We start from the raw sequence: 17,395 nt of genomic DNA, 5'->3' as shown, positions 1-17,395 counted from the left end.
AGACGCCCATGACTGTTCTCATCGCCGGAGCCACCGGCTATCTCGGGCGCTATCTGTGCGCCGAATACTCACGGCGCGGCCGCCACGTCACAGCGTTGGTGCGTGACACCACGCGGGCCGAAGGCCTCGCCGATCTGCTGATTGAGGCCGAAGCCACGAAACCCGAAACTCTCAAGGGGATCATGGACGGTGTGGACCTCGTCGTCTCATCGCTCGGCATCACCCGTCAAACGGACGGGCTCGGCTATGACGACGTGGATTATCAGGCCAACCTGAACCTTCTGCGAGAGGCCGAGGCCGCAGGCGTGAAACGGTTTGCCTATGTGCATGTGTTGAATGCCGATGCGATGACGGGCGTGCCTCTGGTCGATGCCAAGTCTGCTTTTGTGGAGGCGCTCCAAGGATCGGAGATGCCCGCGACGGTGATCGCGCCCACGGGGTATTTCTCTGACATGGAAGAGATTTTAACGATGGCAAAGTCCGGCCGCGTCTGGCTGTTCGGCGACGGCTCAAAGCGCCTGAACCCCATCCACGGCGCCGATCTCGCAAAGGCGATCGCCGATACGACGGATGCGGGGCGCGGATGGGCCGAGGTCGGCGGACCTGACGTAATGACCCAAGACGAGATCGCCCGCGCCGCCTTTGCCGCGCTCGGGACTGAACCGCGCATCACCTATCTGCCCGACGTCCTGCGCCGCGCCGCGCTCTCCGTCCTTCCGATCCTGCCGCGCCGCGTCAGTGGTCCCGCTCGGTTTTTTCTCACCGCACTCGGGCGCGACATGGTTGCACCGCGGTTCGGATCACATCACCTGACAGACCATTTTCAAACCCTCGCCGCCGCCATGGCGGACCAAGCCGAAGGACCCCGCACATGACCCTCCGCACCGCCGGCGGCCTCGCCGCCCTCACCTGCGCCGCAACCTATGTTGTTGGCTTCGCTCTGCTTCTCACCGTACTTGCCCCGCTGGGCTTTGGAACGAACGAGATCGACACCGCCGCCGTCGTGGCCTTTATCGTGGAGCGGCCAGGCGTGCTCATCGCGTGGAACACCACGATCTATGTCGTCAACGCGCTGGCGCTCGTACTGTTGGTTGTCGCGCTGCACCGCCGGATTTCCGACACGTTGCCCGACGCCGGTGCGTTCACAGGCGCGATTGGCCTGATCTGGTCCACCCTCGTCCTCGGCGCGGGCATGATCGCGAATGTGGCTGTCGAGCGCACCCTCGCGCTCTCAGATGATCCCGAAGCGGCTGCAGAGTTGTGGCAGACGCTCCACGCCGTCGAATTGGGCCTTGGCGGCGGGAACGAAATCGCAGGTGGCATGTGGATTTTGGTGGTGAGCCTCGCAGGTCTCAAGGGGGGCACATTGGGTCGCGGGATTGCGACCCTTGGCACTGTCAGCGGCGCGGCGGGGCTCCTCACCATCCTCCCGCCCCTCGGTGAGATCGCTGGAGCGGTCTTTGGCCTCGGTGCCATCGCGTGGTTCGTCGCCGTCGGGATCGCGCTCCTCAGGGGCCAACGGCATGTCGCCCCTCTGACGGCGTGACGACCCACAAAGAAAGGCAGGAGGGATGATCCCCTCACGCGATCCGTTGGAGATGGCGCTCAAACCGTCCAGGATCGCGCAGTCGGGGGATTCAACTCCCTGTCAGTGCGAGATCACTACACCTGAAAGACACTACGCGCCCGTGTCGGCAACATTCAGGAAAATCTCGCGAAACGGTGCGGACACGACCGCCAAACCATTGTCACACAAACACTTCTCAAATAGAGTTTCCGCCTAGATTGTTATTCCCATCACTCGGGCAGAGAATATAAAGATCAGGACTGGTTATGAGTGACGATATTCCGAGAATCCATGTGCTTGGCGACTCCCATAGCCGCTACTTCCTTCCCCTCAATCGCTTTCCCGACCGGGTCTACGACCCTTCGAACGCGAAGTGGAAAATCTGGGGCAAAGAAATTCAGGGCGCATCTGTTTCAGGCTTTAGACCCCAGCAATCCAAACTGAATGTCGAACAAGACGTGACAGCCGCCGCAAAAACCGAAAAGCGGCTGTTGCTCACCTTCGGGCAGGTCGATCTCGAGCTCGGATATTATTATCGCTTGATTGTGAAAAAAGAGCCCATCAAACGAGATACCTACGTCGTTTGGCTTGCTGATATTTATCAGAAATTCTTGGAAACTCTACTTACTGAAGATTGCGAGCTTGCTGTGAAAGGTGTCAATATGACGGTTCTCGCTCCAAAGTCTTTTACCGCGCGATATGTCTCAAGAATTGTGACCGACCGGCAAGCCATGCGCCCGAGGTTCGCCAACCGAATCGTAGAACCCGTGCTACTTAGCGAACACGAACAAAACGAAATGCATTTCATGTTCAACGAGTGCGTTGCGAAATTCTGCAAAACGCTTGGCATCGGCTACTTCGACCTGAACGACGACCTGAGAAGTGAGACCGACCCCCTCGTTATCTCTGACGCGTTCCGGCCCTCAATCTTCGATCACCACCTCGCGGACTCCATTCAAGTTCGGAGACTGCACTATCAGGCTGCCGGAAAAATCTTCGCTCTCGACACCGAAAACGTTTCAGCCTGAAAACGCTTAGTCGTCCGCCACACACACCTGCCTCTGCGTGCCCAACCCCTCTACACCGAGTTCCACAACATCGCCCGCTTTCAGGTAGGTTTGCGGGGTCATGCCCATGCCGACTCCGGCGGGGGTGCCGGTTGAAATGATGTCTCCTGGATGCAGCGTAAAGAACTGCGAAAGGTAAGAGATCAGGAAAGCGGGTTTGTAGATCATGTTCGCAGTCGTCCCGTCCTGCATCCGCTCACCGTTGACGTCGAGCCACATGGCGAGGTTATCGGGATCGTCAATCTCGTCCGGTGTCACGAGCCACGGGCCCGTCGGGCCGAAGTTGTCGGAGGATTTGCCTTTTGACCACTGGCCGCCACGCTCCAGCTGATACCCGCGTTCGGAGACGTCGTTGATAAGGCAGTAGCCCGCGAGGTATTCCAGCGCGTTCGCCTCCTCCACGTATTTCGCGGGCTTGCCGATCACGAGGCCAAGCTCGACCTCCCAATCCACTTTCTCCGCGCCACGCGGGATGATGATGGGATCGTTCGGACCACAGATCGCAGAGGTGTATTTCGCGAAGATCACGGGTTCTTCCGGCACAGCCATGCCGCTCTCTTCGGCGTGGTCGGCAAAGTTAAGGCCGATACAGATGAACTTTCCGGTGCCACCCACACAGGGGCCAAATCGCACATCGCCTTCGACCACCGGCAGGCTATCGAGGTCCAGTCGCGCAAATTTGTGAAGATCGGAAAGCGCCGCGCCCGAGATATCGGACACATGGCTCGACAGATCGCGAATGCGGCCATCTGCATCCACGACACCGGGTTTCTCTGCGCCCGTTTCTCCATACCGCACGAATTTCATTATCGCATCCCTCGCTCGTTGAACGAGGCCACCATGCCGAGAGAAATCGAGAATGAAAAGCCGAAATCAGGACGCTGCCGCGCTCACGCCACAGCCGCCGGACGGAAGGATGGCTTCGGGGTCAGGCAGTTTCAGAAGCGCTTCGAGACCACGGTTGTCTTCGACCAGGTCCTGAAGTGTCATACTGTCCAGAACGCCATAAAACGCCTCAAGCGCCGCACTCAGCGCGACCCGCAGACGGCACACCGCATGAAGCGGGCATGTGTTGTCACTCTCGGCAAAACACTCGGCAAATGGCACGCCGGCCTCAAAATGGCGAAACACTTCGCCAATCGAAATCTCGGACGGATGTTTTGCGAGGATCAGTCCACCGGCACGACCACGCGTGGTTTCGATATAGCCCTCATGCGCCAGCAAATGCACCACCTGCGCGAGGTGGTTTTCCGAGGCGTTCGCGGCCTTCGCGATGCCAGCCCGACGGACCAGATGGCCATTGTTCACCGCACAGGCCATCAACACACGGACAGCGAGATTCGTTCGGATCGTCAGTCTCATAGAGGCCTCTGCACGTTAAAGATGAGCGCGAGGATATCGACGGCGGTGCGCGCCAACATTGATGTGGATCATAAAAGGCATATCCGAAACGCCCTTTTTCTGAGCGATTGTGAGGCGCCCTTACCCGCGGAAACCGGTCGCAACGACGAATTTCTCGGAACTGTCCGAGCGAGATGCGGGCGGTTTGAAGTGTACCACTTTCTCGAACTTCTGCTTCAGAATTTGCTGCAAATCGCCCTCTGCCCCACCAGCGAGCACCTTTGCCACAAACGTTCCGCCCGGAGACAGGACATCAAAAGCCAGATAGGCTGCTGCCTCACACAGGGCCATGATCCGCAAGTGGTCGGTCTGCTTGTGACCGGAAGACGCCGCCGCCATGTCGGACATGACCACGTCGGCTTCGCCACCAAGCCAGCCTTTGACCTTGTCGTCCGCCCCGTCTTCCATGAAGTCAAGCTGGTGAATTTCAGTGCCTGCAATTGGGTCGACCTCTTGAAGGTCCACACCGAGGATGGTGCCGACTTTCTTGCCGGACTTCTCACCGAGCGCATTGACGCGCTTCACGGCCACCTGACACCAGCCCCCCGGCGCACAGCCGAGATCGACCACCCGCGCGCCCGGCACGAGAAAGCGGAATTTGTCATCAATCTCAAGGATTTTGAACGCCGCGCGACCCCGATAGCCTTCTTCTTTGGCCCGTTTGACATACGGGTCATTGAGCTGGCGTTCGAGCCAGAGCGTAGAACTCAGTTTACGTCCGCGCGCGGATTTCACTTTGACGCGCAGATCGCGCGCGCCGCGGCCGGAAGATTTCTTGGGTGGCATAGGTCACGTCCTTTGGTCAGACGCCTATATAGCAGCCCTTCCGGCCCAGTTGAAGACCGAGCCGGATGATACAGCTGCTTTTCAGAGGTCGATGCAGATCAGGACGAGAGCGCTTTGAGACGCGCCATCAGGGATGAGGTGTCCCAACGACCACCGCCCATGTTCTGAACGTCTTTATAGAATTGATCCACAAGCGCCGTCACCGGCATCGGCGCGCCCACTTCATCACCAGCTTCGAGGCAGATCGCGAGGTCCTTGCGCATCCAATCGACAGCAAACCCGTGCTCATAGTGACCCTCGAGCATGGTTTTGTGGCGGTTGACCATCTGCCACGACCCCGCCGCGCCGCCGGAAATCACATCGACGAGCGCTTCGCCATCAAGACCAGACTTTTCAGCCAAAACCAAAGCTTCGGCGAGACCCTGCACGAGGCCTGCGATACAAATCTGGTTACACATCTTCGCGGTCTGGCCCATGCCGACCTCGCCCAGACGCTTCACGATCTTGCCGTAAGCCGCCATGACAGGCTCCGCTGTCGCATAATCCGACTCAGAGCCGCCACACATGACAGAGAGCACACCGTTCTCGGCCCCCGCCTGACCGCCGGACACAGGCGCATCGACATAGCCGAGGCCCTTTTCCGCTGCGATTTCGGCGAGTTCCCGCGTCACTTTTGCACTCACCGTCGTGTGGTCCACGAAAATCGCGCCGGATTTCATGCCCACGAACGCGCCGTCTTCACCAACGCAGACAGACCGCAGATCGTCGTCGTTGCCTACACAGGCCATCACAAAATCAGCGCCTTCGACGGCCGCTGCAGGCGTCGCAGCAAAGGACCCGCCGTGTTCCTTGGCCCAGGCCTCGGCCTTGGCTGTGGTGCGGTTGTAGACGGTGACATCATGGCCTTTGGCAACGAGATGCCCCGCCATCGGATATCCCATGACTCCGAGACCCAAAAATGTGACTTTCGCCATGGCTTTCCCCTTTGCGTGACATATGGTTTAAGGCGTGCGCAAACGGTAGAGATTGGCGCCCCAGCGTCAACTCGAAAAGCTGCAACCCCCTTTTGGATCCACACACGCCTATGGCCCGCATTTTTTCGATTTTGTTCAAGCTTGTGACCGCACTTGTTGTCCTGACATTTGCTGGACTGTGGCTGAGCTATTGGCTCGCGGGGCGTTCCCTGCCCGATTACGATGCGGATTATCCCGTCGCGGGGGTCAGCGCGCCGGTGGAGATCGCGCGCGACAACGCAAACGTGCCGCACATTTTCGGCGCCACAGATGAAGACGTCTATTTCGGCCTCGGTTTCGCCCATGCACAGGATCGTTTATTCCAGATGATGCTCCTGCGGCGGACGGCGCAGGGGAAACTGTCGGAGATGTTCGGCGAGCGCACGTTCGAAACCGATGTCCTGATGCGGCGGCTCGGGGTCTATGACGCCGCACTCGCGTCAGCCACTGTGCAAAGTCCGGAGACGACAGCCGCGCTAGAGGCCTATGCCCGCGGTGTAAACGCGTGGATTGCAGAGGTGAATGCAGGCGCGCGCGGACGTGGTGCACCGGAGTTCTTTCTTTTTCCGACAGAAATCGCCTATTGGCGGCCCGCAGATTCCATCGCGATCCTGAAACTCGTCGCGCTTCAACTGTCCGAGCAAATTCCGGACGAAGTGCTGCGCGCGCGCAGTTCCCTTCTCCTGAATGACGACCGCCTCAAAGACCTCATGCCCGACGCCCCCGGCACCGGTAGCGCGGTCCTCCCCGCTTTCGCAGCGCTCTTTCCGGAGGTACAGCCGGGACAGCAAACTAGCGGCACGAAATACGCGCTCTCGCCCTTCCCCGAACGCGGTCTGGCGGGGGCATCCAACGCATGGGCGGCGTCTCCGGAGCGCTCAGCGACGGGCGCAACACTCCTCGCCAATGACCCCCACCTCGGCTTTTCCGCGCCCGGCGCGTGGTATCTCGCGCGGCTGGAGCTTTCCACGGGCGGCGTGATCGGCGCCTCGGTTCCGGGTATTCCGGGGATTGTCTCGGGTCGACGTCAGGACTTCGGCTGGGGCATTACCGCCTCCTACCTCGATGACGCCGATCTGCACATCGAACGCGTGAACCCCGACAATCCGGACGAGGTGCTCACGCCGCGCGGTTACGCGCCGCTCCGCACACGCCCCTCCATTGTTCAGATCAAGGACGCTGCCCCCGTCACGCTCACCCTGCAATGGAGCGAGAACGGGCCGATCCTGCCAAAAACGGCCTTTGACGTGGATACGATCACACCGCCGGGACATATCGTGTCAGTAAACTGGACGGCCCTAGTCCCCGACGACCGCTCCATGACGGCCCTTGTGTCCCTAAACCACGCGAACACCATGCGCGGAGCGCTTTCTGCGGCGAGCGACTTTGCCGCGCCGTCGTTGAACCTCACACTGGCCGATCCGGATCGTGTCCAGATGGCCGTCATCGGCCGCGCGCCGCGTCGTGATGCAGCGCATCAGAGCCAAGGCCGCATCCCCTCGCCCGGCTGGATCGAGACGAACCGCTGGCAGGGCTGGCGTGACTTTGACGATCTGCCGAAATTCACCACGGAGCGTGACGAAGTGCTCGGCAATACGAACAACAAAACCGTCGACCTGCCGTTTCCTGACCACCTGAGCTACCACTGGGGCGACACGCAGCGTATTCAGCGCTGGACCCGCCTGATGCAGGCCCGTGAAGTTCACACGCGTGATAGCTTTATCGAGATCCAGAACGACATCGTCTCGCCCTCTGCCCGCGCGCTCCTGCCGCTCGTCGGGGCCGACCTATGGTTCACCGGAGAAGCAGCGCCCGAGGGCACGCCACAGCGTCAACGACAGCATGCTTTGGACATGCTCGCGGCATGGAACGGGGAGATGAACGAACACCTGCCGGAGCCGCTCATCTACTACGCATGGATGCGCGCCCTTCAGGACCGTCTGATCCGCGACGACATCGGCCCGCTGTCGCGCGAATTCACCCACGTAGATCCGGTGTTTATCGAACGGGTCTATCGCGACATCGACGGGGCCTCGGTCTGGTGCGACGTTATCCAGTCCGCTCCAAAAGAGACCTGCACGGACATTGCGCGCATGGCGCTCGACGATGCGCTTCTTTGGATCGCAGAGCACTACTCGTCCAACCTCGAAAGCTTGCGCTGGGGCGATGCCCATATCGCGCAGCATGACCATCCGGTCTTGGGCGAGGTGCCGTTCCTGAAATGGGTCGTGAATATTCGCCAGACCACCTCGGGCGGCGACAACACCTTGATGCGGGGCGTCACATCTGGCGAAGGCGCAGAGCCGTTTGCGAACGTCCATGGCGCGGCCTATCGCGGGGTCTATGATTTCGCGGATCCGGATAGCTCGGTCTTCATCACGGCCACGGGTCAATCCGGTCATCCGCTGAGCCGCCACTATGACGATCTGGGCGAGCTATGGCGCCGCGGGGAATATGTGCCGATGAGCCTCGATCCGGAACTGGCGCGCGCGGCAGGGGTCGGGATCATGCATCTGATCCCGGCACAGCAGTAATTAGACGAAAAACGCGGATCAGGCGTCCGGTTTGGCCTCGGCCGCCTGTTTCACCTCTTGGGTGTAAACAACGAAGGCCACGCCGCGTTTTGCGGCGGTCTCAGCCGCCTCACGGAGTTTGGGTTCAGAGATCGCGCGGAGCGTTGGCGGAACCTGCTTCTCGCCTTTGATCTCGACACTATTCCAGCCGATCTTGCGGAAATAGCGAGGCAGCGGGGCCTTTGCTTTTTCAAGAGAGCTTTCAACTGCGAAACAGTTGATCATATAGCGGCCACCGACGCGCACCTCGGGCTTTTGCACCGCGAGCGCTTGGCTGGCGGTGGCTTCAATCAGGAAAAGATAAAGATTGAGCGACATGGGTCACATCTCCCGAAATTGTTTTTCCTGGCGCGGTGTCCAGAGCAGGCTGAGTTTGTAGCCTTCCTCGGTCATTTCCTCGGCCTGCACAACCCCTTCTTCGAAAAGCCACGCCCGTTTGCGCCCCTCCGCGTAGGGCAAAACCATCTCGCGGGTGATCTTATCTTCCTCAAAGTAGGCAGACACGGCCGCGAGGAGGTCATCGATCCCCTCGCCCGTCACCGCCGATATTGCAAAGATATCGTCGGCATCCGCAGCCCGTTCGAGACGCGCCTCACGCGCCTCATCCGGCAGAAGGTCGATCTTGTTCCAGACCTCGAGCATCGGCGCGTCTTCCTTGATCCCGAGGTCAGAGAGGATTTTGAGAACGTCCTCTTTTTGATGCTCGGTCTCGTCAGAGGAAATATCGCGCACATGCAGGATCAGATCGGCATCAAGCACCTCTTCGAGCGTCGCGCGGAACGCGGCTACGAGCTGCGTCGGAAGGTTCGAAATAAAGCCCACGGTGTCGGACATGATGATCTCACGGTCGCCGCCATGGGCATCCGGAATCGCAAGCTGTCGCATTGTCGGGTCGAGCGTTGCAAAGAGCATGTCTTTGGCGAACACGTCGGCGCCGGTGACTTTGTTAAAGAAGGTCGATTTGCCCGCGTTGGTGTAACCAACGAGCGCAACAATGGGGAACGGCACTTTCGCACGGGATGCGCGGTGCAATTCGCGTGTTTTTACGACTTTCTCTAGCTGGCGACGCAAACGGGTCAGTTGCTCGTCAATGGCGCGGCGGTCGGCCTCGATCTGCGTCTCACCGGGACCACCCACGAAGCCGAGACCACCCCGCTGACGTTCAAGGTGGGTCCACGCCCGCACGAGGCGCGTGCGCTGATAACTGAGCGCCGCCATTTCGACCTGAAGCACACCTTCTCGGGTGCGCGCACGGTCGGAGAAGATTTCGAGGATGAGACCCGTCCGGTCGAGCAATTTGACCTTCCAGATTTTCTCAAGGTTCCGCTGCTGCACCGGACTGACGGGTCCGTCGATGAGCACGAGTTCGACTTCTGCCGCCTTGAGGCGCTCTTTCAACTCGTCGATCTTACCCGTCCCGAACAGATGCCCCGGCTGGATTCGCGGAAGCCGCACAACGTCTGCACCGATCACTTCAAGATTGGGCAAAGCTCCCGCGAGCGCGATCGCTTCCTCAAGTCCCGCCTGCGCATCGCGCCTGTCGCGGTCGGATGTAATGTCGGGATGCAGCACCCATGCGCGGGTTGGTTGAACCTCGTGGTCGTAGAAATCGCCCAATCGGGCCTCCTTTGTCGTCTGGTTCTGCGCCGAAAGACTGGCCATGAACCCTCATGCGCCACTTAGGGCGCGGACCGCACAGGCGCAAGGGGTGCGACGCAGGTTTGTCCAGACCAAAGGCCCGCGTCGGATGTCCGAGCAGGCCCCAAATCGTCATAAATCGAAGGGGATCAGCCTTCTTCGCCGTCGTACAGGTTGATCGGCTGGGCGGGCATGATGGTCGAAATCGCGTGTTTGTACACGAGTTGCGATTGACCATCGCGGCGCAGGAGAACGCAGAAGTTATCGAACCACGTAATCACGCCCTGCAGCTTGACGCCGTTGATCAGGAAGATCGTGACGGGCACCTTGGTCTTGCGAACATGATTGAGGAATGCGTCCTGAAGATTTTGTTTATCACCGGCCATAGTCTTTTGCCTTTTTCTTGCGCTTTATGATGCGAACTGTCCCTCGGGCGACAGCGGATGACGACACCTCATCGCGAGATTTGCGGAATGTCAAGATAAGCGCCTGATTTTCCGCTTCTTCCCTGTGCAACCGACGCAATTATGCGCCATAAAACGGGGCGAAAAATGATGGTTGCGCTAACGACGCCAAAAGTCGGGATTAAGCAGCGCGATGATTGCAAGCATCTCCAGACGCCCCAAAACCATCGCTCCTGCGAGCACAGATTTCTCCGCCGTGCCGAGACTCGCATAGCTGAGCGAGGAATCTCCCGCGACATCGACAAGCGGCCCGGTCGTCGTCAGGGCCGAAATCGTAAACACCACCGCAGGCTCGAAATGGAGCCCCAACAGCGACAGAAGCATCATGACCGCCGCAATCGTGAAGGCGAAGACCATGAAGTAAACCCATGCCACATAGGCCCCCTCCCGTCGGATGCGGCGGGCCATCGCGCCCGCACCGCCAACAGAGTGCGGAGAGATCAGTTTCTCGATCTCGCGCTCTCCGTGCCGCACGAGCGCATAGAGCCGGAGAAGTTTCACCCCGCCCGCCGTGGTCGCCACCCCGCCCCCGAAGAGCGCAAGCCCCATGAGAAGAACCCCCGGGGCTTGAAGCCCGGACCACAGCCGCGCCTCTTCCCAGCCGCTGCTTTCAAATCCGGCGGTCGAGAGGAAGGACAGCACCATGAACGTCCCGCCCCAAAGCGAGGAAATGGCGCGCGTGAAGGTCCAATCGCCGGACACTTCCAACACCGCAACCCAATGGCGCAGGAACAGGAAGACAGGGATAAGGATGATCAGTGACATACCGATCTTCACCTCGGGGTCGCGGTAGAGCGGCGGCGCGTCGAGGCGCGTTTCATCTACCGTGAAGGTCTTGCGCGAGACTGCGAGGAACAGGAAGGCGAAGATCACCAATTCCCCGAAAAAGCCGGTGTTGGCCTGCGTCAGCCCTCCGACCGGAGAGATGCCCGAGGTCGCCATCACCGACATTGCGTGACAGAGCGCCACATATCCTGACGATCCCACCATCGCCAAAGCGAACCAGAGCGCGAGGGTCAGTCCGAGATAGACGGGAAAGAGCTTGGACGTGAATTTCGCCAGACGTTCCGGCGCGGCCGCGATGCGGGTGATCTGCGTCGCGCGCACTTCGGACTGACCGGGTTGGCGCGAAGAAATGACCTCGAACCCACCAAGATTGAGCGGCGCAAGCACGGCCACTGCTGTCACCCACGCGAACAATCCGCCGAGCCACCCCACCAGCGCCCGCCACAGGTGCACCGGATCAGAGAGCCGCGCGGGATCATCGAACAGGGTCGCACCCGTGGTGGTCAGCGCTGAAACCATCTCGAAATAGGCGTTGAAATAGGTCGTGTCGCGGGTGGCTTCGGAGAATGGCACCGCGAGGATCAGCGGCAACAACGTGTAAGTCGCCACAAGCGTCAAAAGCTGATTGCGCCCTTCGCGGTCGCGATCACGCTTGCTCTCACGATCCTCGGACGCCCCGGGGCGGTAGCGCGCAATCGCGATAAAGACCGCCAAGGTGCAAAACAGGATGCCCGAATAAAAGAAGGTCCGCGAGACGAACATTTCGTCCAGCACAAGTCCGTAGATCGCGGGGATCTGCATCGCCCCCCCGGAGACCAGCATCAGCTGGACGAAAAACGGCATGCGCGAGAAGCGGTTCATTAGAAATAGTCGATGGACACTTGGAGAAGCCGTTCAACCTCGGGCACGTCATTCGCGAGCGCGAAGATAGTGATCACATCCCCTTCATCAATGCGCGTGTCCCCTTTCGGTTTAACGTAGTCATCGCCCTTGCTGATCGCCCCCACGAGCGCCCCTTCCGGAAACGCGATGTCTTTGATCCGTTTGCCAGAAATCGGCGAAGTCGAGAGCACCTGTGCCTCGATGACTTCTGCCTCACCGTCACCGATGGAGTAGACGTTGCGCACACGCCCGTGACGAATGTGACGCAGGATGGACGAGACGGTCGTCGCACGCGGGTTGATATAGGCGTCAATGTCGAGGGCGTTAAGAATGGACACAAGTGACGGATCATTCACGAGACAGATTGCCATCCGCGATCCGGCCTGCTTTGCCCGCACAGCGGCGAGCATGTTCACCTTATCGTCGTCGGTCACGCAGAGCACGGCATCAGAGCGGCTGATCCCCGCCTCGGCGAGAATTTCATGGTCGAGCGCATCGCCATTGAGAACAATCGTGCGTTCCAGACTGTCTGCAGCGCGTTCTGCCACGGCACGGTTCCGCTCCACGATTTTTGTGCGCACCCGCTCCGTCCGAGTCTCGAGCGCCTGAGCCACGGCGAGACCGACGTTCCCGCCGCCGAGAATGACCACACGCTCCTGTTTGGAGTGCGTCTTGCCGAAAATCTCTAGCGTCCGCGTGATGTCCTCGGACTTCGCGAAGACATAGACTTCATCCCCCGCGAAAAGCTGATCACCCTTCGTCGGGGCAAACAGACGGCCCTCACGACGTACACCCACGACAATGGCACGCAGAGTCGAGAAGAGTTCGGTCAGCTCGCCGAGAGATGTATTGAGGACGGCGCAATCCTCTTCGAGGTAAATCCCGAGCAGCTGCGCGCGCCCAGCCAGAAAGGTCTGCGTATCGAACGCGGCCGGTGCCGCCAGACGCCGCAAAGCGGCCTCAGCCACCTCGCGTTCCGGGCTGATCACCACGTCGATCGGCATGTGATCGCGCCGGTAGAGATCGGAATAGATTGCCGTCAAATAGCTCTGCGCCCGCAAACGCGCGATTTTGCGCGGGACCGCAAAGACGGAATGCGCGACCTGACAGGTGACCATATTCACCTCGTCGGAATGCGTTGCCGCGATCACCATATCGGCGTCACGTGCCCCCGCACGGTCGAGCACATCGGGATAGGAGGCGTGCCCCTCAATCCCCTGAACATCAAGCGTGTCCGTCGCGCGTCTCACCAGTGCCGGATTGTTGTCGACAACGGTCACATCGTTCTTTTCGCCCGAAAGCTGTTTGGCGATCTGCCACCCGACCTGACCTGCGCCACAAATGATGACTTTCATCACATCACCTATCTTGCCTAGCGACAGCCTTGTCAGGTTGCTGGTGGAGGGTCAACACCCGCGTGCGTTTTACTCCGCCTCTTCGGAAACATAGGCAACACGATTGCCCTGTTTGTTTCCAGTCACGACACCGAGCGACTTGAGCTTGCGGTGAAGGGCCGAGCGCTCCATGCCAACAAAGGTCGCGGTGCGGGAGATATTTCCGCCGAAGCGATTGATTTGAGTGAGCAAATATTCGCGTTCGAACACCTCGCGCGCCTCGCGCAACGGCAAGGTGGCGATCGCCGGAGACAGCATGGCCTGCCCGTCGCTCTCCGCGCTGCTTTCTTGTGCAGGAAGCTCACTCGCGTCAATATCGCCTGACGGCTCGCCGAGAATGAGCACACGTTCGATCACATTCTTGAGCTGACGGACGTTTCCGGGCCATCCCATCGTCTGCAACATCGCCGAGGCATCCTCGGAAAGATTGCGCAGCGGCAGCCCCTGTTCGCGGTTCAGCTTCTCGATAAAGTAGGCAGCCAGCTCCGGAATATCCTCACGGCGCTTCTCCAGCCCCGGCACCTCGATCGGCACAACATTCAGGCGGTGATAGAGTTCTTCGCGAAATGTGCCGCCTTCGATCTCCGCAAGCAGATCGCGGGATGTCGAGGAGATCACACGTAAATCGACCGAGACCTGCGCCCCGCCACCGACGCGGGTAAAGCGCTGATCCACGAGGACGCGCAGGATTTTCGACTGCGTGCCGAGCGGCATATCCGCCACCTCGTCGAAATAGATGACGCCGCCATTGGCCTCTTCCAGCAAACCTTTCTCGATGCCGCGCTCCACGCTCTCACGCCCGAAGAGCACCTCTTCCATCCGATCCGGTTCGATGGTCGCAGAAGACACCGTCACAAAAGGCGCATCCCGTCGCTCGCTCTGGGTATGAATGTAACGCGCGGCGACCTCTTTCCCGACGCCCGCAGGACCGGTGAGCATCACACGACCGTTCGATTTCGTCACCTTGTCGAGATTGCCCTTGAGCGCCTTGAACGCCGCAGAGACACCGATCATCTCAACATCGCCGCCGGAAGACCTCTTGAGCGTCGCGTTTTCACGGCGGAGGCGCGAGGCCTCCATCGCACGACCAATCACGACCATGAGTTGGTCAATGTTGAACGGCTTCTCGATAAAGTCGTAGGCCCCCTGTTTAATCGCCGCGACCGCAATCTCGATGTTGCCGTGACCGGATATGATGATGATGGGCACTTGAGGGTGCTCACGTTTGACATGTTTGAGAATGTCGATCCCGTCCATGTCACTGTCTTTGAGCCAGATATCGAGGATCATCAGTGCCGGCACGGCAGAGTTAATCTCGCGCATGCATTCGTCCGAGTTCGACGCCAACCGTGTCTCGAAGCCTTCGTCCTGCAAGATATCCCCGATCAACTCGCGGATATCACGCTCATCATCGACGATCAGAATGTCAGACATACTCTACTCCCGGCCTTCACTTCAGACTGCAACTTTTTGTTTTTCATTCGTATTCACTTCCTGCATCGACATCAGGCGCACACAGGCCTGCGCGCCGATGCGCCCCGAGGGATCAATCGCAACACCGTCGGTGAGCGTCAGAGTTCCCCCATGTTCTTCGATAATCTTCTTCACAATTGGCAGACCCAATCCGGTCCCGCTCGCCCGCGTCGTCACGTAGGGCTCGAACAGGCGCGAACGGTCCTCAGGTAGCCCGATGCCGTTGTCCGTCACACTGATCGCAATCTCGCTACCGTCTTTCGAAAGCCCCACACGAATGCGCGGCTCATGCCCCTCTGGAGCGCCATTTTCACACAGAGATTCAATGGCCTCCCCGGCATTCTTAATCAAGTTTGTGAACGCCTGTCCGATCATCGTCCCATCGACTTCGGCCCAGGCCTCACGTTCTGTTGTCTCGAACACAATTTCCACATCAGGCTGCGCATTCTGCTGAAGTAGGACCGCGCCCTTCACCAGTTCGACTAAATCCTGCTCGCGACAGTCCGGCGTCGGCATTCGGGCGAATTTGGAGAATTCATCCACGATGCGGCGTAGATCGCCCGTCTGACGCACAATTACGGAGGTGTATTGCTCGAGATCCTCGCGTGCCTCCTCATCAAGACCACGCCCGAACTTGCGCAGGATGCGCTCGGCAGAGAGCTGGATCGGTGTGAGCGGGTTTTTGATCTCATGCGCGATACGCCGTGCCACGTCACCCCACGCAGCCATCCGCTGGGCACTCACGAGGTCGGTCACATCATCAAAGGCAACCACGTAGCCCTCAAGCGCACCGGTCACGTCACGTCGCGTTGCGATCCGGACGAGGAGGCTCTCCTGCGCACCGGAGCGGATCAGGTGCAGTTCTTCCTGTGCCACTTCGCGGCCTTGCTGGCGCAGGTGGTCGAACAGAGGTCCGAACTCCGGCACCACGAGAGAAATCGGCCGCCCTGAACCATCCTCTTCGTGGATCGACAGCAGAGATTCCGCCGAGCGGTTCATCAGGGTCACCGTGCCATCCGCATCCAACGCGATCACCCCCGCGGTTACAGAGGACACGACTGAGTCAAAGAGCCGGCGCCGCCGCTCGATCTGCGCGTTCTGCTCCAAGAGCTCGTCGCGCTGGACCTTGAGCTGCCCCGTCATCTGGTTGAACACGCGGCCAAGGGTGGCAATCTCGTCCTGACTGCTCTCTTCAGGCACGCGGACCGTCATATCGCCCTCACCCACGCGCTTCGCCGCCCCCGCCAGACGACCGATCGGGCGAGCAAGGCGCTCGGCAAACCACAGGCCGAGCCATGTCGCCGCCAAGATGAGAATAATCGCGAACCCGATGTAGATCAGGCCGAATTCAAAAAGCAGCCTCCCGCGATCGCTCTCAAGCTGGTTGTAGAGCGCGATGCTATCCTGCGTCTCATCGAGTAGATTGAGGATATTCCCGTCTACTTCGCGGGTCACATAGAGGTAACGATCCGAGAAGCCAGAGAGACGTTGGAGCGCACGGCTTTCGTTGTTGTCCCAATCGTCGATAAGAACAAGCTCCCCGCTCTCTGCGCGGGAGAGGTCTTCCTCAGACGGTTGTTCATAATCAAAGAGATAGGAGCGATCCCCGCGCGCTTTGATTTCGCCTGCGCGGTTGATCACATAGGCCTCACGCAGGCCGCGCTGAATAAGGCCCTGCCCCTGATTGAGCACCTGTCTGAGCGCGCCGTCGGGCAGGATCGTCACAGAGCGGCGGTTTTCAACGAGGAACCCCGCGAGCGCCCGCGTATCTTCCGCCAGACCGTCTCTGTGTTCGGTCTCGTAGGCGGTTGCCGCCTCCAAAGAGGAGCCGACCACATTGCGCACACGGTCGGAGAACCAGCCTTCAAGACCAAAATTCACCGTCACGACAGCAAAGACTGCGACCGTGATGGTCGGGATGAGCGCGAGCAGGACAAATGCGCCGGATAGACGCAGGTGAAGGCGCGAGCCTTCTGAGTGTGCGCGCCGGGCCGAGATGACCCGCGCTATACGAATGGCGACGAGGCTCGCCACGACGAGCACATAGACAACATCCGCGAGCAACACAGCTCTAAGGACACTCGACGCGGGTCCGTGGTCCAGCGGACCGAGCACAAGAAAGGTCAGCACAGCGAGAAGCGGACCGAGGACAAAGACCGCCACCGTCGCCGCATTCTGCCACCGCCGCGCGCGCCGCAGGCGCATCAGGCGATTCCAGCTTTCTCTCCCAAGGTTGCGTTCCACTCGGAAACCTCTGCTCGCATCACTCAACATCTGACATCTATACCTCACACCTCTATCGGGCGTTACGGGGAGAAATCAGAAACCGTTGCCAAAACGACGCATCGAAC

At 59.8% G+C, this 17,395-nt stretch carries 15 protein-coding genes; 4 read left to right on the top strand and 11 right to left on the bottom strand.

Going from position 1 to position 17,395, the window contains the following annotated elements:
* Window positions 1-8 precede the first annotated feature (8 nt).
* The 3 genes from LA304_RS16235 to LA304_RS16225 all read left to right on the top strand — a co-directional run bounded on the left by LA304_RS16235 (window position 9) and on the right by LA304_RS16225 (window position 2,595).
* Window positions 9-875, top strand: a complete 867-nt coding sequence (locus tag LA304_RS16235; RefSeq protein WP_224504215.1) for an SDR family oxidoreductase — start codon at window positions 9-11, stop codon at window positions 873-875.
* On the top strand, window positions 872-1,546 hold the full coding sequence (locus tag LA304_RS16230; protein WP_224504214.1) for a hypothetical protein: 675 nt from the start codon (window positions 872-874) through the stop codon (window positions 1,544-1,546). The genes LA304_RS16235 and LA304_RS16230 overlap by 4 nt, the downstream gene beginning before the upstream one ends.
* A 287-nt stretch (window positions 1,547-1,833) precedes the next feature.
* Window positions 1,834-2,595 (top strand): hypothetical protein, encoded by a 762-nt coding sequence (locus LA304_RS16225; RefSeq protein ID WP_224504213.1) that lies wholly within the window; start codon window positions 1,834-1,836, stop codon window positions 2,593-2,595.
* Window positions 2,596-2,601: 6 nt separating this feature from the next.
* On the opposite strand, the gene LA304_RS16220 is transcribed toward LA304_RS16225, so the two are convergent.
* The 4 genes from LA304_RS16220 to LA304_RS16205 form a co-directional block, all read right to left on the bottom strand.
* On the bottom strand, window positions 2,602-3,441 hold the full coding sequence (locus LA304_RS16220) for a fumarylacetoacetate hydrolase family protein (protein ID WP_224504212.1): 840 nt from the start codon (window positions 3,439-3,441) through the stop codon (window positions 2,602-2,604).
* A 66-nt stretch (window positions 3,442-3,507) separates the two neighbouring features.
* Window positions 3,508-3,996 (bottom strand): RrF2 family transcriptional regulator, encoded by a 489-nt coding sequence (locus LA304_RS16215; RefSeq protein WP_224504211.1) that lies wholly within the window; start codon window positions 3,994-3,996, stop codon window positions 3,508-3,510.
* Window positions 3,997-4,116: 120 nt separating this feature from the next.
* Window positions 4,117-4,821: an RlmE family RNA methyltransferase gene (locus LA304_RS16210; protein WP_224504210.1), complete on the bottom strand. Its 705-nt coding sequence runs from the start codon at window positions 4,819-4,821 to the stop codon at window positions 4,117-4,119.
* A gap of 98 nt (window positions 4,822-4,919) precedes the next feature.
* Window positions 4,920-5,795: an NAD(P)-dependent oxidoreductase gene (locus LA304_RS16205; protein ID WP_224504209.1), complete on the bottom strand. Its 876-nt coding sequence runs from the start codon at window positions 5,793-5,795 to the stop codon at window positions 4,920-4,922.
* Between the two features lie 110 nt (window positions 5,796-5,905).
* Between LA304_RS16205 and LA304_RS16200 the strand changes: the two genes are divergently transcribed.
* Window positions 5,906-8,368, top strand: coding sequence for a penicillin acylase family protein (locus tag LA304_RS16200; protein ID WP_224504208.1), 2,463 nt, complete (start codon window positions 5,906-5,908; stop codon window positions 8,366-8,368).
* Window positions 8,369-8,386: 18 nt separating this feature from the next.
* Here the strand turns inward: LA304_RS16200 and LA304_RS16195 are convergent, their stop codons facing one another.
* The 7 genes from LA304_RS16195 to LA304_RS16165 form a co-directional block, all read right to left on the bottom strand.
* A complete protein-coding gene (locus LA304_RS16195; RefSeq protein WP_224504207.1) occupies window positions 8,387-8,725 on the bottom strand; it encodes a hypothetical protein in 339 nt (112 codons plus the stop codon).
* Window positions 8,726-8,728: 3 nt separating this feature from the next.
* On the bottom strand, window positions 8,729-10,069 hold the full coding sequence (gene hflX / locus LA304_RS16190) for a GTPase HflX (RefSeq protein WP_224504206.1): 1,341 nt from the start codon (window positions 10,067-10,069) through the stop codon (window positions 8,729-8,731).
* Between the two features lie 125 nt (window positions 10,070-10,194).
* Complete coding sequence (hfq, locus tag LA304_RS16185; RefSeq protein ID WP_224504205.1) at window positions 10,195-10,431, bottom strand: RNA chaperone Hfq; 237 nt, start codon at window positions 10,429-10,431, stop codon at window positions 10,195-10,197.
* Window positions 10,432-10,608: 177 nt separating this feature from the next.
* Window positions 10,609-12,156, bottom strand: a complete 1,548-nt coding sequence (locus tag LA304_RS16180; protein WP_396022201.1) for a TrkH family potassium uptake protein — start codon at window positions 12,154-12,156, stop codon at window positions 10,609-10,611.
* Window positions 12,156-13,544: a Trk system potassium transporter TrkA gene (gene trkA, locus LA304_RS16175; RefSeq protein ID WP_396022205.1), complete on the bottom strand. Its 1,389-nt coding sequence runs from the start codon at window positions 13,542-13,544 to the stop codon at window positions 12,156-12,158. The genes LA304_RS16180 and trkA overlap by 1 nt, the downstream gene beginning before the upstream one ends.
* Before the next feature lie 57 nt (window positions 13,545-13,601).
* A complete protein-coding gene (ntrX, locus tag LA304_RS16170) occupies window positions 13,602-15,005 on the bottom strand; it encodes a nitrogen assimilation response regulator NtrX (protein ID WP_224504202.1) in 1,404 nt (467 codons plus the stop codon).
* Window positions 15,006-15,026: 21 nt separating this feature from the next.
* Complete coding sequence (locus LA304_RS16165; RefSeq protein WP_224504201.1) at window positions 15,027-17,249, bottom strand: sensor histidine kinase NtrY-like; 2,223 nt, start codon at window positions 17,247-17,249, stop codon at window positions 15,027-15,029.
* Window positions 17,250-17,395: the final 146 nt, after the last annotated feature.

The organism is Celeribacter litoreus (assembly GCF_020165855.1).
GTDB lineage: Bacteria > Pseudomonadota > Alphaproteobacteria > Rhodobacterales > Rhodobacteraceae > Celeribacter > Celeribacter litoreus.
The sequence above is the reverse complement of the archived record's forward strand: the minus strand, read 5'-3'. Positions and strand labels throughout refer to the sequence as shown.